Below are 21,974 nucleotides of genomic sequence, written 5' to 3' on the forward strand. Positions count from 1 at the left end.
AATTTGCATACAGATAAACTTACAACTGAAGACTTCTCACCTAACTTATGCTTAATTCTATGGATGTACAATTACTGCCACCCTCAAGGATTCAAGTCAGGCGCTACGGCTTCCTGCTGATCCTTTTCTTTAGCCTCTTCCTCTCAGGTGAAGCATTTGCCCAAAATGATGCCTACACAGCTGCGGGGCTGCCCAAACCTACAGTGAAGTCAGACAAGGATGATTATGTACCTGGTGAAGTGGCAATCATAACCGGTACAGGTTGGACGAAAGACCAGCAGGTAGATGTGCACTTTGAGGAAACCCCAGCTTATCATACTGAACACCAACACGATTACCATGGTGTAACTGTTGATGCTAATGGTAATTGGACAATCAAATATCCCATTGAAGTAAGGCACTTAGGAGTAGCCTTTGAAGTCCATGCAGTTGGAAAATCAACTGGCTATGAGGCTTTAGCTTACTTCACAGATGGTGCAGTAACTATCACCGCTTCAACTGGAGGAGGTGCCATTTCTGCTGATAAAGCTAATGGTGCATGGACGGAATTAGGAAATATTGTGATGGCTGAATCTAAATTTGGAGATATTAGCTACACATCAGGTTCCGGGACAATTGTGTTAGAAGCACCAGAAGGTTTTATGTTTGATAATACATCAGGTGGACCTGCTCCAGAAGTAATATTATCAGGTAGCTCAATAGCAGGAGATAATATTAATATGATTGCCCATAATGGTAGCATAGCAATAACCGTAGGTACAGGTGGAAAAACACTTACCATAACTATTCTACATAAGAGTAAGTCTAGTCCTAAGAATAATAATACAAATGGTTCAAATAACCCCAACACTTTAATATGGCAAAATTTAAGAGTTAGGCCAACAGCAGGAACACCATTAGCCACTGGTAATATCAAATATATAGGTACAGCGACATTTGAAACATTTCAAAATGGAGCAACAACCTCTACACCAAATTATGGTACGCTTACTATGATTCCTGGTGCTGCTGCGAAATTGGCTTTTGTACAGCAACCAACAAATGCTAATGCGGGTGCTACTATTTCGCCTGTAACAGTGCAAGTTCAGGATAAATTTGGAAATTTTGTTTCTACAACCAGATCAATTTCGCTAAGCATAAATAATTCTGGAACCCTAGCTGGTACAACTACAGTTACTTCAAACTCTAACGGCTTAGCTAATTTCAATGATTTCCGTGTAACTACTGCCGGGAAATATCGCTTGACGGCTGGCTCAGCAGAGCCAACCCCTGGGCTAACTTCTCCCCCAAGCAGTGAGTTTACTATCAATAGTGTAAATGCTAATACTGCAACTGCTTTAGCTTCTTCGGTTAATCCTTCTGTATACGCGCAAAACGTAACCTTTACCGCTACTGTTAGCACGGAACCAACAGGTGGGACACCTACAGGTACTGTTACGTTCTATAATGGAGCTACAGCTATTAGTAATGCAATTGCCTTAACATCAGGAGTAGCTACGTTTACCACGTCTATGCTTGGAGTAAATACAATCGGTCATACTATAAAAGCTATTTACACTCCAACTGGAAACTTTAATGCTTCACCATCTGATCCCACCGTAACTCAGGTGGTGAAGAAGGCCGACCAGGCCATCACCTTCGCGGAAGTCACTGGCAAGACCTTCGGTGATGCTGCTTTTGCCATCGCCCCGAGCGCCTCTTCTGGCCTGGTGGTTAGCATCTCCACGACAGGCGGTATCAGCTACGATGAGGCCACTGGAAAGGTGAGCATCACCGCGGCCGGCCCGGCCAGCATCACGGCCTCCCAGGCCGGTGACGCCAACTACAACGCCGCTACTGCGGTCAAGCACAGCTTCACGGTAGCCAAAGCAGGGAACGCAATCACCTTCACCAACCCAGGTGAGCAGACCTACGCCCCTGGCAAAACAGTGGCCCTGAATGCCTCGGCCACTTCTGGCGGTGCGGTAACGTTTGCAGTGACTGCAGGCAACGCCACTGTAAGCGGTTCCACCTTGACCTTGACCGGTGCTGGTTCTGTAACCGTGAAAGCCTCCTCGGCCACCACAACTAATTACCTGGCGGCCGCTGATGAGAGCGTAACCTTCAGTGTGAAGAAAGCCGACCAGACCATCACCTTCGCGGAAGTCACTGGCAAGACCTTCGGTGATGCTGCTTTTGCCATCGCCCCGAGCGCCTCTTCTGGCCTGGTGGTTAGCATCTCCACGACAGGCGGTATCAGCTACGATGAGGCCACTGGAAAGGTGAGCATCACCGCGGCCGGCCCGGCCAGCATCACGGCCTCCCAGGCCGGTGACGCCAACTACAACGCCGCTACTGCGGTCAAGCACAGCTTCACGGTAGCCAAAGCAGGGAACGCAATCACCTTCACCAACCCAGGTGAGCAGACCTACGCCCCTGGCAAAACAGTGGCCCTGAATGCCTCGGCCACTTCTGGCGGTGCGGTAACGTTTGCAGTGACTGCAGGCAACGCCACTGTAAGCGGTTCCACCTTGACCTTGACCGGTGCTGGTTCTGTAACCGTGAAAGCCTCCTCGGCCACCACAACTAATTACCTGGCGGCCGCTGATGAGAGCGTAACCTTCAGTGTGAAGAAAGCCGACCAGACCATCACCTTCGCGGAAGTCACTGGCAAGACCTTCGGTGATGCTGCTTTTGCCATCGCCCCGAGCGCCTCTTCTGGCCTGGTGGTTAGCATCTCCACGACAGGCGGTATCAGCTACGATGAGGCCACTGGAAAGGTGAGCATCACCGCGGCCGGCCCGGCCAGCATCACGGCCTCCCAGGCCGGTGACGCCAACTACAACGCCGCTACTGCGGTCAAGCACAGCTTCACGGTAGCCAAAGCAGGGAACGCAATCACCTTCACCAACCCAGGTGAGCAGACCTACGCCCCTGGCAAAACAGTGGCCCTGAATGCCTCGGCCACTTCTGGCGGTGCGGTAACGTTTGCAGTGACTGCAGGCAACGCCACTGTAAGCGGTTCCACCTTGACCTTGACCGGTGCTGGTTCTGTAACCGTGAAAGCCTCCTCGGCCACCACAACTAATTACCTGGCGGCCGCTGATGAGAGCGTAACCTTCAGTGTGAAGAAAGCCGACCAGACCATCACCTTCGCGGAAGTCACTGGCAAGACCTTCGGTGATGCTGCTTTTGCCATCGCCCCGAGCGCCTCTTCTGGCCTGGTGGTTAGCATCTCCACGACAGGCGGTATCAGCTACGATGAGGCCACTGGAAAGGTGAGCATCACCGCGGCCGGCCCGGCCAGCATCACGGCCTCCCAGGCCGGTGACGCCAACTACAACGCCGCTACTGCGGTCAAGCACAGCTTCACGGTAGCCAAAGCAGCCACTACAACCCTAGTGACTGTAAGTAATACTACTTACAATGGTTCACCTCAGGGCGGTACAGCTAAAGTAACTGGTGCTGGTGGTTTAGATCAAGCACTGACTGTTACCTATTCAGGTACTGACTTAACTAATTATCCAGCTTCTGTTACTGCTCCTACCGATCCAGGTACTTACAGTGCAACGGCTTCATATGCTGCAACGGCTAACTATCAAGCTTCTGTTGATACCAAGCCCTACACCATTAGTAAAGCTACTACCACTACAAATCTGATCATAAGTGCTGGAACTGTTAGGTTTATGGATAAGTTAACCATGACAGCTCAAATCACACCTTTGAATACTGCTAATGCCTTAACTGGTTCGGTTGAATTCAAAATTGGTACTGTGAGCTATGGTACAGTAGCCGTAGTTCCTGTTCCTGGAGCTACAGATGGAACAGTGCAAGCGACTCTTATAAAGCAAGTTTCTGAACTACCAGGTAACTATACTGTGAATGCTACTTTCTCAAGCACGAACAGCAATTATGCAGGAAGTGTTGATAGCAAGAGCCTCGTTGTGCGCGAAAGACCTGCTAATCCAATGAGCGCTACTGCCGGCTTCTATACCGGAGACGTGTTTGCCTGGACAACAAGCAGTACTTCTAGCAAAGCTACTATGACCTTGATAGCCTCGCTTAAAGACAATGAAGTTCCTAACGGTGATTTGAGAGCTGCAAAGGTTACTTTCTACTATGTAAATGGAACTACATATACGCCAATTCCTAGTGCGAAAGACATACCAGTAGGTTTATTAGATGTGAATGATGGTTCGGTAGGATATGCAACTGCAACTGTTCAGTTTGATATAGGTTCAAACAACGCTCAGGATTACTTAGTAGCCGTGGGTGTGTCTGGTGCATACACAAATAATCACAAAAGTCCAGATGCTCAAACTATCATTACAGTGTCTAAACCTGTACCGGGTGGATTCATTGTGGGAGGTAGCCAGATTACGAATGCCAAATCTAATGGGCAGATCAAAGGACATACAGGAATGAATACTGATTACCAGTTTGATATTTCATATACCAAGACCGGTTCTAATCCAAAAGGGAAAGCGAAAGTTATGGTACGAAGCTTTTATAAAGCTGATGGAACCTTAGATAACAAGCTTCATACTTATGTGATCTCTACTAATGCCATATCCACTTTAAGTATAACTAAATCCACATCCGAAGTTTCAGCAACCGGTATTTTTACAGCCAAAGCAAACTTAGATGAGCACTTTGATGATGGCAGATTACCAGTGGCCATAGAAGGTGGATCTACTTTTCAAATGGAAGCTTACCAAAAAGGTTGTACTATGGAAGTAGCGATAACCTTATTCAGAAAAGCTGGCGGTATTTGGTTTTCCAGTAACTGGAACGGAAGTAAAACTGAAAGACAAGCAGTGGCCACAAAAAGTGTAGTGTATGTTGAAGGTGGAGGAAATTGCACCTCATCTACTCAGACTATCAGCAAAACTACAGCTGTAGTTGCAATTCCAGCAAATGGAGAAGCAAAAGCAGAAGCTAAACTTGCCTCATACCCTAACCCACTCATTGACGAGACTACTGTTGAATTCAGCGTTGCTCAGAATGAAGAGTACAGCTTAGATGTGTATGACATGAAAGGCGCTTTGGTGAAACACCTGCAAAAAGGGAAAGCAGCGAATGATGAGACAATCACTGCGAAATGGGATGCCAGAACCTCTAACGTAGGAGTATACATCATCAGGTTGTCAACCAACAACAAGGTGAAAACCCTGCGGGTAGTAAGACAATAACTATCTCACAACGGTTGTAAATAAAAGCCCCTTGCTTGTAGAAGCAAGGGGCTTTTTCATTAACTCCGGTCAAGACTATCTCTGAAAGAAAAAAAAGCAGCCACTGAATTCAATGACTGCTTTTTGCTTTGTGTTTCTCAATGAATTATCAAGCTCCTTCTGGTAGCGGCATAACGGAGAGGTAAGGCTCTATGACGTCCATGTAGGAAACTGCGTGGTGGAAGGTTCCTACCACTTCTACTCCAAACTTAGACCAAACCTCCAGGAACGTGTTTTCATACGGATGCAGGGTAATAGCCCATCCATTAAAATGCCGAAGCGCCAATGCTTCGCCTTTTTGCGTTAACAGTTCTGCCTGAACCCAGGGAGGAAGTTTTCGGAAAAGCGAATGTTCTAACATTAAGATGTATCAAATGAGGTTCTTTCCCATAAGGAGAACAGGAAAGATTAAGTTTCATTAGAGGGAGGTGTTTCCTGAAGGATTTTAATCTTCAAAACTACCCATCCGGCCTTTCTCAAAATCATCAATGGCCTGCATCAATTCCAGGTTTGTGTTCATGACAAAGGGACCATAGGTAGCCAGAGGCTCTTCAATGGGCGCACCGGCCAGTACCAACAACGTAGTGTCCTCTTCAAAAGAGAGCTCGATACCTTCCGCGTCCCAACCAAATACCACCAGCTGTTTCGTGGCGGCAGCCCGGTTCCCGTGCAAAAGCAAACTTCCGGTGACCAGGTAAAGACCCACGTTGTAAGCAGCAGGCAAATTTAGGTGCAGTTTAGCACCCTTAGGTTGGTGTACATCCAGCAGGGTGATGGGCGAAAAAGTCTCCGCGGGGCCCTTTACTCCCTCGTACTCCCCTGCTATGACTCTGGTGCTTCCATTGCCGTCTCCTGTGTTAATTACAGGAATTTGGTCGCTTCTCAGTTCTTGGTACCGGGGTGGGGCAAGTTTGTCTTTCTTAGGCACATTTACCCAAAGCTGGATCAGCTCCAGGGTGCCTCCCTGCCGGGCGAATTCATTTTCGTGACGTTCTTCGTGCAGGAGCCCTGAACCAGCCGTCATCCATTGTACATCTCCCGGTCCCAGTTTGCCGCTGTAACCAGCCGTGTCGCGGTGCGCCAGGTGCCCCTGGTACACAACGGTTACAGTTTCAAAACCCCGGTGCGGGTGCGGATCTGCGCCCAAAGGTTTTTCAGAAGGGTGCACCTGCATAGGACCCGTATGGTCAATAAGCAGAAAGGGGCTTAGTTGCCGGATTCTGGAACCCGGCATGGGGCTGGTTACCTCAAACCCCTCTCCTACCTTTTTCTGGACTCCGTCAATTACCTGGAATATTCTTCTGTTCATTCGTTTTGTTTTGAAAGGTACTTTAAGCCTGGGGGTACCAAAAAAGGGAAAGTCCCGCACTTTGCTTTAAGTTTCTTTAACAGAAAAGGAGCTTAAAGCAAGAGTCCTCATCTAGCCATTAATGTACACCGGATGAATCATATTCTCAAAAGAATAGATTTCATTCCATTTCTCCTGGGTAATGAGTTTCCGCTCCTCAATCACAATCTGGTGGATAGACTTACCGGTAGCCAGCGCTTCCTTGGCAATGGAGGCAGCAGTTTCATAACCCAGAATCGGGTTTAAGGCGGTGACGATGCCAATGCTGCGCATCACTTCCTCGCGGCACACTTCCACATTAGCCGTAATGCCGTCTATGCATTTGGTGCGCAACGTAGTAATGGCATTGATCATGTAATTCATGGAAGTAAACAAACTGAACGTGATCACCGGCTCCATGACGTTCAACTGCAACTGTCCGGCCTCGGCCGCCATAGAAATGGTGACATCTGCACCTATTACGTAGAAAGCGGTTTGGTTCACCACCTCTGGTATCACAGGGTTTACTTTGCCCGGCATAATGGAAGAACCAGGCTGCATGGGCGGCAGTTTGATTTCATTCAAGCCAGCTCGCGGACCAGAAGAAAGCAGGCGCAGGTCATTACAGATCTTGGATATCTTGATGGCACTACGTTTCAGCATACCAGATATGAGCACGTAAGAGCCCATGTCTGATGTAGCCTCCACCAAGTCCGGGGCCAGGGTGATAGGTAATTTGGTAATCTGGGCGAGGTATTTCGTGCACAGCTCAGGGTACCCTTGCGGTGCGTTGATGCTGGTGCCAATTGCCGTGGCGCCCATGTTGCATTCGGTAAGCTTTCTTTGGGCTTCCCGGAGGTGCTTGATGTCATCATTGATGGTAGTAGCCCACCCATGAAACTCCTGACCTAAGGTCATGGGCACGGCATCCTGCAACTGGGTGCGACCCATTTTCAGCACATCTTTAAATTCTTTGGCTTTTCTCAGGAAAGACGCTTTTAGGTCAGCAAGTGCTTTCAGGTACACATCTACCTTGAGGTGCAGCGCCATCATGATAGACGTTGGATACGTGTCGTTAGTGGACTGGGAGCAGTTGACGTGGTTGTTGGGGTGCAGGAATTCATACTGACCTTTCTGGTGCCCCAGGTACTCTAACCCGATATTGGCGATGACCTCGTTGGCATTCATGTTCACGGAGGTGCCCGCCCCACCCTGGATCAGGTCTGTCACAAACTGGTCCTGGTATTTGCCCGCAATCAGTTCATCACAAGCAAAAATGATGGCTTCGGCTATTTTCGGGTCCAGCACGCCCAGGTCCCGGTTGGCCATGGTGGCGGCTTTCTTCACATAAGCGAAAGCAATGATGAAAAACGGCTCAGAGGCGTTGGTGATGCCCGTAATGTTGAAGTTTTCTAGAGCCCTGAGGGTTTGTACGCCGTAATATGCGGTGTTGGGAATCTCTTTCTCTCCCAGAAAATCGTGTTCAATCCTGAAGGTCGTGTTCATGCAGATAGGTTTTAATACGGATGGTGGGGAACCCCTAGTACTTACCTTATTTGCCTGAACTTTGTTGTAACCTCCCTTAATTGACAGCTTGAATTAATTAACTACCGGTTTCAAGCCGATTTTGACAAAACAAGCCTACAACCTAAAGGCCTACACTTTGGCGAATTTTACTTTGATGATGGTGGTAAGGAAGTCATATATCTCAGTCACTTCCTTATCATATAGGAACATGTTATAGAAATCAGCTTCCACTTTGCTTACCCGACAGCCATTGTCTACCATCTGAAAAACTACTTCCCTGATCCGGAGCGGGTGTCCCGCCAGGTTCAGCATGCAGGTGGCATCCTGGGCCTCTACCAACAGGAAGAGGTGGTGTAGCGCGTCTTCTTCGTACTGATTCAAATCCGTCATCTCGTGGTCTTTGTATAGCCTTGAACGCCTAAAAAAGGCGCATGGTGGCATTACTACGTCATTTTTTTGCGGAAAGTACCTTACAGAGCAGGCTTCCTGGGCTTACTTACCAGGTAAACTCCACCAAAAATCATAGCTGCGTACAGCGCCTTCTGGAAGGTAAAAGCGTCTTTGCCAAGGCTTACCGCAATCAAAATGGCGAACACAGGTTGCAGATAGATGTACACGCCTACCAGTGACGGACTGGCATATTTCATGGCCCAAACATTTAGGAGATAAGCCAGAATGGTCATGCAGATGATCACAAACGCAATAGCTCCCCAGATAGAAGCCGGAAAAGAAGCATAGTCGGGCTTAATTACCTGCCCGAGTCCGAAGGGAATCACGCCTACAGAACCCACCAGAAAAACCCGGCTCACCACCGTGATAGGATTGTAGCGCTGCATCAAGGGCTTCACCAACACCAGAAAAGCCCCGAAACACGCGGCATTCACCAGCATCAGAATATCACCCAGGATACTGCCTTGCGCGTTTCCGGCTTTGCTTGAAATCAGCATCATGGCACCCAGCCCTGCCAGCAAGATGCCCACCATCCGGAACACCTGAATTCGTTCTTTCAACAAAAAAGAGGAAAGCAGAACCACCACCACCGGCGACACCGTCTGGATCAACGAAGCATTGATGGGCGAGGTAAGATTCAATCCGCTGAAAAACGATAGCTGGTTTAAGGTAATGCCGAACAATCCGCAGAGGATAATGCGCACCCAGTCATTTTTGCTTTGGATTTTTTCTTTTACCACAAACAAAGACAAACCGCCAAAAACCAGCACGGCACTCACCACCCGCAGGACTATCAACCCGAAAGGCAGCACATAATCTGGCATGATCTCTTTCGCAATGCTGTAGTTGGCACCATAAATCAGGGCCACTGCAAATAAAGCACCGTGCACCTGTACCTGTCTATTCATGCGGCAAAGGTAGGCAACAACCCAAAACCTCACCTTATGACCACAAGACTTTTAAGTTACTTTAAAGAAATCAAGGGCTAACCAGAAACAGTACTCTCTTTTAGCGGCAGGTACCTTAAGAGGCAACTGCTTTATTTTACATTAGATTTTCTGAAAACAAGGCAAATAACCTTCTCAAAATTTTGCCGGTGAAGAAACGCTTTACCTCTATGGTATCCTAATGGCTACTATGTTACGTTTCTAAATCAGGTGACCCAGCCCATTTACTTATAGAAGGAGAAGGATGGCGCCTCTAAGAAGTTCAATGGTATAAGCTTGTGGGGCTCACATGATCAGGTTATGAAGCAGTAACAAGCATACTATAACGCTCTCATTATCAATTCACTCAGCTTACAAGAACTATATTTAAGATAATCTATTATAGTGATTCTGAGGTGCAATGGTACCCTCCAAAGTAAATCTTTAAGCTTCTATATACCTCTGCAAAAACTTCTATTTAAACCACTGGATTTAAGGGGTAAAAAGGATTTTCCTATAGCAGGTACGTATTTTTACTCTTACCTTTGCATGCCCGTTTTGCCCCATACTTTTGGCAGGCTGGTTACCGAAAGCCATTGAACACGAGCTTTCGTTTAAAAACCTATTACAATGAGTGATGCGATAAAACATGAGTGCGGAATTGCCTTGGTCCGCCTCCGCAAACCCTTAGAATATTACGCAGAGAAATACGGCACTCCCATGTACGGCATCCAGAAGATGTACCTGCTCATGGAGAAACAGCACAACCGCGGGCAAGACGGCGCTGGATTTGCCAGCATCAAGATCAACACCACGCCCGGCACTGAGTACATTGCCCGGTACCGCTCGGTCAAGACAAAAGCCATTGACGCTATTTTTGGAAGAATTAGCGAGAAATACGGCAAGACGAAGCGGAAATTTCCGCAGGAAGCTAAAAACATTGAGTGGCTCAGACAAAATCTACCTTTTTTAGGCGATGTATATCTGGGCCATTTGCGTTACGGCACCCACGGTGAGAACAGTGTAGACAACTGTCACCCAATGGTGCGGGAAAATAACTGGCGCAACAGAAGCCTGGCCGTGGCCGGTAACTTCAACATGACCAACGTTGACGAGTTGTTCAACGTGCTCACCGACCTGGGCCAGCATCCGCGCCAGAAAATTGACACCGTGACGGTATTGGAGAAAATCGGGCACTTCCTGGATGAGGAAAACCAACGCCTCTTTGATTACTTCAAACCCGATAACAACAACGAACAAATCACTGCCCTCATAGAAGAGCACCTTGATCTGCAGCGCGTACTGCGCCGGGCGTGCAAAGACTTTGACGGTGGTTACGCCATGGCGGGTTTGACCGGTTACGGCGCAGCGTTTGTAGTGCGTGACCCTTCCGGTATCCGCCCGGCCTATTATTACATGGACGATGAGGTAGTGGTGATTGCCTCTGAGAAACCGGCTATCAAAACCGCCTTCGGAATTGAGTACAGCCAGATCAAGGAAGTGAGCCCGGGCCATGCCCTCATCATTAATAAAAACGGCGAAGCTTCTGAAAAAGAAGTATTGCCTGCTCTGGAGAAAAAATCCTGCAGCTTTGAGCGCATCTACTTCTCCCGCGGAAACGACCCTGAAATCTACCAGGAGCGAAAGATGCTGGGAAGACTGCTTAGCCCCCGGGTTCTGGAAGCAGTAGATTATGACCTAGAGAACACCGTTTTCTCTTACATCCCGAACACCGCAGAATCTTCTTTCTTAGGAATGATGGAGGGCGTGGAAGATTATCTTCGTTCTTACCGCCGGAAAGCCATTGTAGAGGCCAACGGTGACGTAGAGAAACTGGAAAACATCCTCTCCTTCAGACCACGGGTGGAAAAGCTGGTGATCAAAGATGCGAAGCTCCGCACTTTCATCACCGATAATGACTCCCGTGATGACCTGGTAGCCCACGTGTATGACACTACCTATGAAGTGGTGAAAAAAGGCATAGACACAGTGGTTGTGATTGATGACTCCATCGTGCGCGGTACTACGCTGGAGAAGAGCATTATTAAAATGCTGGACCGGCTGGGACCTAAAAAGATCATTATTGTGTCTTGCGCGCCGCAGATCCGCTACCCAGACTGCTACGGCATTGACATGTCTAAAATGAAGGAGTTTGTGGCTTTCAGAGCCATGATGGGCTTGCTCAAAGACCAGGGCAAAGAAAACTTAGCCACTGAGGTGTACCAGAAATGCCTGAACGCTTTGTCTACCGGTGAAGCAAAAGAGCGCAACTTCGTTCAGGAACTCTACAATGAGTTCACCCCTGAGGAAGTGAGCGGCAAGGTAGCCCAGATAGTGAAAGCCGCTAATGTAAAGGCAGAAGTAGATGTAATTTTCCAGACGGTGGAAAGCCTTCACGAAGCCTGCCCTAACCACATTGGGGACTGGTATTTCACCGGCAACTTCCCTACTCCTGGTGGTATGAAAGTAGTGAACCGTGCCTTCGTAAACTTCATGGAGAACAATAACGGACGGGCATACTAGCCTTACCATTTACTTTATATAAAAGAAGGGGTTGGTTCTAGTAGAACCAACCCCTTCTTTTATAATGTCCTTTTTAGAAAAGTAGCTTAAAACAGATTAAAGCTTTACAAACCGTTGCTGGAGAATTGTTCCGGCCTTTTGTATTCTCAAGATGTAGGTGCCTGATGACAAATGCTGCACCGGCACCACAGTAGCCTCGCCGGTCAGAACAGGTTTAATCTGGTTTATTCGTTTTCCTTTCGCATCCAGGATCTCTATCATAGTGGATGGTTCTATGGTTATATTCAACAGGTGCAGGAAGTCTTGACTAGGGTTTGGGTAGAGGGCCACTTGTGCCAAAGCTTCTTTTCCTGCTTTCACCGCCACTACTTTGCTGTACTCATACTTGCCATCAAAGTCAATCTGCTTAACTCTATAATAGGCAGTAGCCGTTTCTGGAGAGACATGCTGGAACTGGTACTCTTTAGTAATAATGCTGTTACCTGCCCCTGCTACCTCTCCTACCTTCAAGAAGTTTTTGCCGTCCTTTGAGCATTCTACCTCAAAACGGTCATTGTTGATTTCTGTGGCTGTTGCCCAAAGCACCTGCACCTGCTGGTTCTTGCGTTCTGCTTTTACGTGCAGCCAGGTAACCGGCAGAACGGTTTCAATGTTGGCAATGCCAACCTGTCCGAATGTAGTAATAAAGCTTCTTTTGGCATAGCCACTTGAAACAGTACGCCCGTCTTTCCCGGCGTCTTCCAGGGTCCCGCCCCCGGTTGTCCAGTCTTTATTATTAATTGAGCCTATAGGTCTAACTAATAAAGCGAATCTATTATCAGACAAATTGGTGAAACCGTTCAAAGAGGCAAGTGCAGTAAAATTCCCGTTTGCTGGAGTGGTGTTGGGCTCTACAAACCAAACTCCTTCACTTTCAATATGGGTGTAGGTAAGACCATTTTCCGTTAAGCTCATGTCACTCGCACTCTGTGCACTAGGAAGTGGCTTGAACCCCACCACTATACTCCTGAAGTCATTCCCGCTCAGCCCATTTGATATTATATCAAACTGCCGCTTTCCTGCTCCATTCCCCACCGGGAAGGAATAGGTGCCACTGCTCCCTACCGCTCTTCTCAGGTTACCTTGAATGTAGAAGTTGGGATCTGTCAATTGCAAAACACTTGTCTCCTCTTTCAAAAGAAACAATTCATGAACATCGGTTTTGAAAAGACCGCTTTTGTGGGTAAACACATGGGTCACCTGCACGGGTTTAGACAAGGTCACGCCTCCGCTAATTTTGGCTACCAACAAATTAGCTACTGTACCGGGTAGACCATCACCCGTCACCATATCTGAGTTGCCTATAAATCCATAATTGGCTAGCGGAGAAAAAGAACGGGTGCCGCTTACCCGCACATTTCCGTCTAAGGTGCCGGTGCCGGTGAGCTTTATTCCCTGAGGTGACCCGTACAACAAGGTGGCGCCTGGTTCTACAATAAAGTTACCGGTTCCTCCTACTGCCCTGTTACTGGCAATTTGCAAAACAGCCGGGGCTTTCACAGTTAAGGTTCCTGCCACATCAAAATTTGCACTGAATAATTGGTTACCAGTCTCATTTAGGGTGTTGGCCTCGGCGGCGGTTAGTAGCAGGTTGTGGTAAATAATTTTTTGGGAGGTTCCATAAGTACCCCGAATAGATTGGTTTTGGCCGTTGGTGGAACCATAGAATTCTATGGTACCACCTGATAAATTGTAGGAAGTGTTCCTGCCCAATAACTCTGGCAAAGAACCACTTGTTCTGCTCGTCCTGAACAAGCCACCAGTCATGGTTAGCCCTGCATCACCTTTCAAAGATTTGTTGCTGATATCTAAAATGGCATTTGGTAGAATGGTCAGGTTCTGGTTGATGGTGGTAGTGGTAGAAATGGTCTTGGCGTTGGTTCCATTTTCATTAATGCCGCTTATGAGCACATTATAGTAAGTATAAGATGTTCCACCTCTTAGAATCTGCTCTCCGTTTCCATTTAGCTCAATGGTACCACCAGTTAACTCATACGCACCGGTTAATTGGGGTACGATGGTGCCAAGCCTCGCGATTCTATAGGTTCCACCGCTCATCACCAGTCTTCCGCCCCCAGTTACATCAGCGGTAGGTGTTGTGATAAACGTTCCCTGCTTTATTTCCAACCTCCCTCCATGTGGGGAGACACTTGTATTCACTGAAAACCCAATGGTGTTGGTTAGGGTGACGGAGGCAGGATTATCTATGATAACCACTTTCCCGCTAGCCGTTGTAGGAAACGCATTACCGGTTTGTTGTGGCACTTTCCCGTTGTAAATGAAGGTCCCCAAGGTAGTAAAGGCCCTACGACTTTCGGATACCTGCACATTTCCTTCTGTTCCAGTAGTATTAATTCCCTGTGCGCTGGTGATGTATAAGGTTCCTCCCTGGTCCATTCTGAAATAGCCTTGTCCCTGCACTTGAAAGCCATTCCCCGTAGCATCTGTGCCAAAATCTAAATTGCCGCCGTTCTCCACTACCAACGTACCTGCGTACACAGAATTAATTGGGTTCAGCCTTAAGGAATGGCCTAATTTTACCTGGGCCCCAGCGCCTACAAACAAGGAGACGTGGTTTACCTGCCCGGCAACTTGTATTGTTTGCCAGGTGTTTCCATTAAACCGAATGCCACTGGCTTTGGTGTCTACCGTACTGCTGTTATGGATGATGGAGGTTGCATCTAAAGATAAATGACCTTTGAGGTTGATTGTAGTAATGGCCTCAGAACTGGAGGTTTGGTTTAAGGAAAGGGTAGCATTTTGTAAGGCAAGTTCCCCGGTAATAGAAAGCATTCCGGTGCCAGAACTTTGGTTTTGCATCACATATGTTCCGCCGCTCAAGCGTAAGTCCTGCCCAAATTGCAGAGACAATCCAGTTCCTGCCAGCAGAAGCAGGGAGGAACTAGCCGGCAGCGAAGTGCTAAAGGTTTGTGCTGCCAGCGGTGCAGAAGAATCGGTAAGGTGCCATTGCCCATTCGTACTGGTTGGTGCTATGGAAAGTTTGCCAAACCAGTACCCATGTGGTTGAGCGGAAAGCTGACTGCTTGAAAATAAGACTGCATTGGATGCAGCAGAAACTATCCTTACCTCAGAAGTAGCATCAATTTCTTCCGTTCCAGCCCAAATAGGAGATGAGGCTTTATAGGTTGGTGATTTGATGGTAAGTTTTGAGAGGGGCTGCAGTTGCAGTAAACCACGGCTTTCAACACTCCCCTCCTGCACCATTTCAGCCGAGGCTGCAACAGTGAGTTTGTTGCCTGCTACAAGAGATGCGTTTGCAGAAACGGTGAAGACTTTGTTAGAGGCAATGTGCAGATTAGAAAGCTGTAGTGTTCCAGCTAGTTGAATGTCATGCTCTATGAAAAGGGTAGCGGTAGAAGGTAGCTGACTGGAGGCAACCACCCAGGTTCCTTCAGAAGTATACTGTTCCAACAACTTATTTTCAACTGTAGAGTTGAGGGTGCCGGAACCTGTAGTACGGTAATCTCCAACAACATAGGTCACTGGGTTTTGTGCGTATGCTTGAGTTGCATGTATCAAGATGATTAGTACAACCATCATCCACCCTCTACTTGAATTGTTCCTCTTTACCTTAGATTGTCCTTTCAACATTGCTGCTAATTATAACTTACTTATTACTTTTTATTTAATTAATACCATTATTGATTGAGCCAACCAGAAAGTAATGGCAGAAGTTCAAAGCAGATTTGAAGAGTAATCAGGAAAATCCCTCTTCTAAGTAAAGGAGTCTTACTTTTATATTATTTAGCCGGCAAGAAAAGTTTTTCTATCCCATTTAAAACCAAAAAGAGGAACAAATAGTACAATATAAATTTTTATTAAAATTTTTCTAAACCTGCTAATGGATATCCTATGGTAGTGAGTAATCAGGTGAGGCTACTTTGGTTTTCAGATGCTAACTTTTCTACCACATTCCTTTACAAGAACATTCCCTCTTTCCTACCAATGTTATTTGGTAATAGATTTTATCCAAGGGCACCCGTTAAAACTCTCCCCTAGTATCAATACGTAAAGCAAGACCCTTAAAAGTTTTGATGTTTCAAATCCTGTTGTACTTTTGATTTAGATATTTTTGCCTAGCCAATCCTGTTTTTATTTTGTGATTTCAAGGGGTTTCGGCTATGTTTTTTCAGTGTATGCTCGTCTTACGCTGTCTTCTTTTAGCTTACAGATTGCCCTTACCTAACACTACACCATGGAAATAAAGCAGGCCCCCATTAGCTTCACTATTGAGAAGAACTATGATTCTGAATTTTGCGGGAGTATTCCGCTGCACCTGGTCAACCTGATTCAACCTCATGGGGTCCTTCTCACCTTAGATAAGGCAGATCTCAGGATGGTGCAAGTGAGCGAAAACGTGGAGCAACTATTAGGTATTCCGGCCGAAGAAATTCTGGATCAGCCTATTTCTAGCTACCTCCCGCAACCACAGTTTGAAGAGCTAAAAGCTAAAATCCAGGGGCAAAACACCCAGGTTAAAATTCCTTTTAGTGTCACTTTTTTGGTAAATGGCCAGGAAGCTACGTTTACGGCTTTGGTGCATCCTAAAGAAGATTATGTGCTGATTGAGCTGGAAGACAACCAGGACACTTCTCAAAAGGATTCTTTTCTGGGATTATACCAGCAGATCAAATACTTCACGTCCTTGGTGAAACAAGCAAGCAGCACCAAAGAAATAGCACAAATTACCGTTCAAGAAATCAAGAAACTAACCGGGTTTGACCGGGTATTGGCGTACCAGTTTGATCCGCAGTGGAATGGTATTGTGATTGGCCAGGCCAAGGAAGAAGACATGGATGATTACATGGATCTTCGTTTCCCGGCATCAGACGTACCTAAGCAATCCCGCGATTTATACTTCAGTAACCCCTATCGGCTCATTCCAACCAGGTCCTATACCCCGGTAAAGCTGAGGCCGCTCATCAATCCGCTTACCCAACGGTTTACGGATCTTTCTGACTGCAATTTAAGGAGCGTAGCTACGGTGCATTTAGAGTACCTGGCCAACCTGCAGATCATGGCTTCCATGTCATTGCCCCTTATCATTGAAGATAAATTGTGGGGTCTTATCTCCTGCCACCACAAGACGCCCATGAACCCCAGCTATGAGTTACGGTCAGCGTTAGAATTACTGTCTGGCATTGTGTCTGGGCAGTTGGCAGCAAAAGAACGGGAACAAACCATTCATTTGCGGGCTCAGTTACGTGGCATTCATGCGCAACTGCTGGAGCAACTCTATACTACGCCTAATTTCACAGAAGGCCTTTTAACGGGTCCCACGAACCTGCTTCATCTGTTAAACCTTTCAGGGGCAGCGGTGTTGTTTGAGGGCGGAGTTTTGACCAGTGGCGAAACTCCTACTGGACAAGATATAAAGGAACTGGTGTATTGGTTGCGCAGAAACAAAACTGAAAAAATCTTTACTACAGATACCTTGCCTCAACTGTACATGCGGGCCCGGGACTACAAAGAAGTAGCCAGTGGCCTCATTGCTCTGCCCATCAATGCTGAGCAAGGCGAGTATATCTTAGGGTTCAGGCCAGAGGTGCTGCAAACGGTTAGTTGGGGAGGAAACCCCAACCAGGCCATCCAGATGGAAACAGATGGCAAAACCTACCATCCGCGTAATTCTTTTGATATCTACCAGGAAACCGTAAAACAAACATCGCTCCCGTGGCTGGAAGAGGAACTGGAAGCCGCTGAAGCTTTAAAAAGCGCTGTCTTAGAAAAAATCATCAAGGAAAGATATTGAGGTCTCCTCTTCCTCAGTTTACCTTAAGACAGTAATTTAGTTGATCTCCCATGACAAGTTTGATACAGCCTGACACCCTTCCTAAAACAGACCACTACCTGGTAGGGATAGGAGCTTCTGCGGGCGGATTAGAGGCTATTCATAAACTGTTTGACCATTTTCCCAATAACTCCAGTTTTTCATTTGTCATTATTCAGCACCTTTCGCCAGACCACAAGAGTCTGATGGCGGAGCTGCTCACCAAACATACCCAGATGCGGGTGCAGGAGGCGGAAGACGACATGGTCACCCGCCCCAACTGCATCTACGTACTGCCCAGCGGCAAGCAACTGACCCTGAAAAGAGGCAGACTACGGCTGGTTGACCAGATCAGAAACCGGGAACCCAATTTTGCCATTGACGTCTTTTTTGAATCTCTGGCAAAAGACCGCGGCCGCTACGCCATTGGCCTGATCTTGTCAGGCACGGGTACAGACGGCACCAAAGGGGTGAAAATGATCAAGGCCGCGGGCGGTATGGTCATGGTACAGGACCCTGTTACTGCTAAATTTGACGGCATGCCCCGCAGTGCCATTGAAACCGGCTCCGTGGATTTTGTTTTCCCGCCGGAGCGCATGCCGCATGAAATCTTGGACTACACCCGGCAACTTCCGCTGGTGCAGAGCCTGATTGAGCGCAACAATGGCATTGAAGAAGATGACGAGGTACTGCAGGAAATCCTGGACCTTATCTGCACCCATACCCAAGCCAATTTCAAGAGCTACAAACAGGGCACGATCTACCGGCGCATTAAAAAGCGCATGGACTTGCTGAAGGTAGCCAACATGCCAGCTTACCTGACCTATATCCATGAGAATCCCGCAGAGATAAAGTTGCTTTGCCAGGAGTTTTTAATTGGCGTAACCAGGTTCTTCCGAGACCAGGAAGCGTTTGAGGTGTTGGAACAGGAAATCATTCCTGATATCGTTGCCAATACCCCGCAGGAAGAAACCATCAAGGTTTGGGTAACCGCCTGCAGTACCGGTGAGGAAGTGTACTCCATTGCCATCCTGTTTCAGGAATGTTTTGACAATTTAGGGCAAGAACCAAGGGTAAAACTATTTGCCACCGATATAGACCAGCGCGCCATCAAGCAGGCCTCTAAGGCAATATATCCCAACTCCATCAGCAAAGATGTACCCGATAAACGGCTGCAGCAGTTCTTCCACCACAAGAACAACCGGTACGTGGTGAAGGAAGACATTCGTAAGCTGGTGGTGTTTGCGCAACATGATTTGCAGAAAGATCCGCCGTTCAGCCGGATAGATCTGATCACCTGCCGCAACATGCTCATCTACCTGAATCCTGGTCTTCAGAAAAAGGTGATGTCTGTGTTTCCATACGCTTTAAAGCAGCATGGGTATTTGTTTTTAGGTCCTAGCGAGCACATTGGTGATTTAAAAACTTTCTTCGCTGAAAAGAACCGGAAGTGGAAGTTTTTCCAGAAAGTAAAGGAAAGCAAGGGAGTTCAGCAAACCTACGGAGTAACCCCACTCGCTCAAACTTCGCCTGAAACGAGTGCCCCTTCTTTCAGAAATGCGCAGGTTTTGCGGTACAATGAACTGTTCCTGGATGCGGTGTCTGAGGACCTAAAAATGACGGGCCTCTACATTGATGACAACTACCAGGTACTGCACGGCATCGGTGATTTTAACCGGTTTCTGAAGCTCCCCGAAAAGCGTTTACAGCTCAATTTGCTGAAAATGGTGCCAAAAGAGCTGGGCGTCACCTTGAGCGTTGACATAAGAAAGGTGCTGAAGGGCCAGAAAACCATCTCGCGCCAGGTCATGGTGAGCAAGGGTACTAAAAGCCAGTTGGTGCAACTGACGGTGAAGCCTATCTCTGTAGAGAAGGACATGCCCAAGGTGTTGCTGGTGCTTCTGCAGGAAGTGGGCAAGGTCAACCCTTCTCTCAAGAACCTTCAGCCCTCGCTTGTTACTGAGTCAGATACTGAGTACTTCCATCAGCTTTCCATTTTAGAAGCAGAATTGAAAGAAGCCCGCGAAAGCCTGCATTTGACGGTTCAGGACTTGAGTACCTCTAACGAAGAACTGCAATCTACCAATGAGGAGCTCATGTCTTCCAATGAGGAACTGCAAAGCTCCAATGAAGAAATGCAGTCTTTGAACGAGGAATTGCACACCGTCAATTCTGAGCACCAACTCAAGATCAGAGAATTGCAGGAACTGAATGAGGACCTGGACAACTACATCCGGAGCTCAAACATCGGGCAGCTCTTTCTGGACCACCATCTGGTCATCCGGAAGTTCACGCCTACGGTCATGGAGTTGATTAACATCATTGACATTGACCTGGGCCGACCTATCCACCACCTCTCCCACAATCTCAAATATTCCCGCTGGATGGAAGACATCCAGAAGGTGAACAATACCTCTGTGGAAGTAGAGGTGGAAGTAGAGACTGTTGACGGAAAATACTTCCTGATGCGGATTATTCCCTACCAGAAGCACGATGGAAACAAAGACGGCGTAGTCCTCAGCTTTGTGGATGTTACTACCCTCAAAACCCTGAGCAATGTGGTGCAAGGGGTACTCAACAGCTCCTTAGACAACATCATGGCTTTTAAGGCGGTGCGCAACAATGAAAAGGAAATTGTTGACTTCAAGTGGAGCCTGTTGAACAAAGAGACCGAACAGCTCATTGGCAAATCGCAGGACCAACTGCTGCACCAAAGCATTCTGCCCGACATGGGCTTTGTGAAGAAATCTGGCTTGTTCAAGAAATTTGTGCAGGTAGTGGAAACCGGGCAGCCTTTACACCTTGAACAGAACCTGGAGTTGAACGGGTACCGGGGTTGGTTTGAGATTGCCGCCGCTAAAATGGGCGACGGGCTTACCCTCACCATGGCCGACATCACTGAGAAGCGGGTGAGCGAGGAAAAAATCCTGATGGCGTACGAAGACCTGAAACGCGCCGAGGAAGACCTGCTCAAACTTAACTCACAGCTAGAGATACGGGTAGCCAACAGAACCCAGGAACTCTCAGAAAGCCAGGAGCGCTTCAGGCTGGTATCCATGGCAACTAATGATGTGGTCTGGGATTGGAACCTCATCACCAATGAACTATGGTGGAGTAACACCCTTAAACCCATTCTGGGCTATGAACCTGAAGAAATGGGTGATGGGATCAACTCATGGTTCAATAAAATCCACCCCGATGACAAGGCACGGGTTATCAAGAGCATCAACGAGGCGATCAATACTGGTCAGGACCAGTGGGTGGGTGAGTTCAAGCTTACCCGTGCCGATGGCACGTACTCCTCGGTTTACAACCGGGCCTATATTCTGCATAATGAGTACCAGATACCGCACCGGGTGCTGGGTTCTTTTATTGACCTTTCTGATCTAAAAGACACCAAGCTAAAGCTGAAAGACACCAACGCGCATTTGCTCAGAGTCATTGATGACCTGGACAATTTTGTGTACACGGCCTCTCATGACTTGAAGGCACCCATTCATAACATTGAAGCCCTTTTGCGTGAGTTACAGTTAGAGCTTCCAAATGAGAAATCTAACCTGGAGGAGGTGCAGCAGATCATGAACATGATGCAGGGGGCCATTGAACGCTTCAAAAAAACCATTGCCAACCTTACAGAAATCACCAAACTCCAGAACGACCACAGCACAGATGTGACTACTGTAAACCTGGCGAGGCTTGTCCAGGATGTGGCGCTGGACCTGGAACCCATGATGAAAGAAACCAATGCCCAGGTACAGGTAGAGGTTTCTAATTGCCCGGAGGTCTCCTTCTCTGAAAAGAACCTCAGAAGCATCGTTTATAACCTGATGTCAAACGCAGTGAAATACCGCTCCCCAGAGAGAACCCCTGTTATAAACTTGCTTTGCGAAAAAGAGGATAATAATGTAGTGCTCTCCGTAAAAGACAACGGCTTAGGCTTGACCTCTGAACAACAGGAACACCTTTTCTCTATGTTCCAGCGCTTCCATGACCACGTAGATGGCTCTGGTATAGGCTTGTACATGGTAAAGAAAATCCTGAATAACGCCGGAGGCAAAATTGAGGTGGAAAGCCAGATAGGAGAAGGAACAACCTTTAAAGTTTACCTGAAAGTATAAGGCTGGTGCAGGTTGTAAAAAGATCTAAGCTTTAAAGCTACTTTCTAGAAAAAGCCTTTAAAA

At 47.4% G+C, this 21,974-nt stretch carries 10 protein-coding genes; 4 read left to right on the top strand and 6 right to left on the bottom strand.

The window, feature by feature from the left end:
• Positions 1–59: 59 nt before the first annotated feature.
• Positions 60–5,171 (top strand): Ig-like domain repeat protein, encoded by a 5,112-nt coding sequence (locus DC20_RS00265; RefSeq protein ID WP_062541995.1) that lies wholly within the window; start codon positions 60–62, stop codon positions 5,169–5,171.
• A 148-nt stretch (positions 5,172–5,319) separates the two neighbouring features.
• On the opposite strand, the gene DC20_RS00270 is transcribed toward DC20_RS00265, so the two are convergent.
• The 5 genes from DC20_RS00270 to DC20_RS00290 all read right to left on the bottom strand — a co-directional run bounded on the left by DC20_RS00270 (position 5,320) and on the right by DC20_RS00290 (position 9,422).
• Positions 5,320–5,571, bottom strand: a complete 252-nt coding sequence (locus DC20_RS00270) for a hypothetical protein (protein WP_062541996.1) — start codon at positions 5,569–5,571, stop codon at positions 5,320–5,322.
• An 84-nt stretch (positions 5,572–5,655) separates the two neighbouring features.
• Positions 5,656–6,519: a pirin family protein gene (locus DC20_RS00275; protein WP_062541997.1), complete on the bottom strand. Its 864-nt coding sequence runs from the start codon at positions 6,517–6,519 to the stop codon at positions 5,656–5,658.
• Between the two features lie 111 nt (positions 6,520–6,630).
• Positions 6,631–8,043, bottom strand: coding sequence for an aspartate ammonia-lyase (gene aspA / locus DC20_RS00280; protein ID WP_062541998.1), 1,413 nt, complete (start codon positions 8,041–8,043; stop codon positions 6,631–6,633).
• A gap of 150 nt (positions 8,044–8,193) precedes the next feature.
• Positions 8,194–8,454: a hypothetical protein gene (locus tag DC20_RS00285; RefSeq protein WP_062541999.1), complete on the bottom strand. Its 261-nt coding sequence runs from the start codon at positions 8,452–8,454 to the stop codon at positions 8,194–8,196.
• Positions 8,455–8,534: 80 nt separating this feature from the next.
• On the bottom strand, positions 8,535–9,422 hold the full coding sequence (locus tag DC20_RS00290; RefSeq protein ID WP_062542000.1) for a DMT family transporter: 888 nt from the start codon (positions 9,420–9,422) through the stop codon (positions 8,535–8,537).
• Positions 9,423–10,070: 648 nt separating this feature from the next.
• On the opposite strand from DC20_RS00290, the gene DC20_RS00295 reads away from it, so the two are divergent.
• On the top strand, positions 10,071–11,963 hold the full coding sequence (locus DC20_RS00295; RefSeq protein ID WP_062542001.1) for an amidophosphoribosyltransferase: 1,893 nt from the start codon (positions 10,071–10,073) through the stop codon (positions 11,961–11,963).
• 96 nt (positions 11,964–12,059) lie between these two features.
• On the opposite strand, the gene DC20_RS00300 is transcribed toward DC20_RS00295, so the two are convergent.
• On the bottom strand, positions 12,060–15,563 hold the full coding sequence (locus DC20_RS00300; protein ID WP_169788137.1) for a T9SS type A sorting domain-containing protein: 3,504 nt from the start codon (positions 15,561–15,563) through the stop codon (positions 12,060–12,062).
• Between the two features lie 655 nt (positions 15,564–16,218).
• Between DC20_RS00300 and DC20_RS00305 the strand changes: the two genes are divergently transcribed.
• Together DC20_RS00305 and DC20_RS00310 are read left to right on the top strand one after the other, a co-directional pair.
• Positions 16,219–17,775: a GAF domain-containing protein gene (locus tag DC20_RS00305; RefSeq protein ID WP_062542003.1), complete on the top strand. Its 1,557-nt coding sequence runs from the start codon at positions 16,219–16,221 to the stop codon at positions 17,773–17,775.
• Positions 17,776–17,825: 50 nt separating this feature from the next.
• Positions 17,826–21,911 (top strand): chemotaxis protein CheB, encoded by a 4,086-nt coding sequence (locus DC20_RS00310; protein ID WP_062542004.1) that lies wholly within the window; start codon positions 17,826–17,828, stop codon positions 21,909–21,911.
• Positions 21,912–21,974 lie beyond the last annotated feature (63 nt).

The sequence above is a fragment of the Rufibacter tibetensis genome, assembly GCF_001310085.1.
GTDB lineage: Bacteria > Bacteroidota > Bacteroidia > Cytophagales > Hymenobacteraceae > Nibribacter > Nibribacter tibetensis.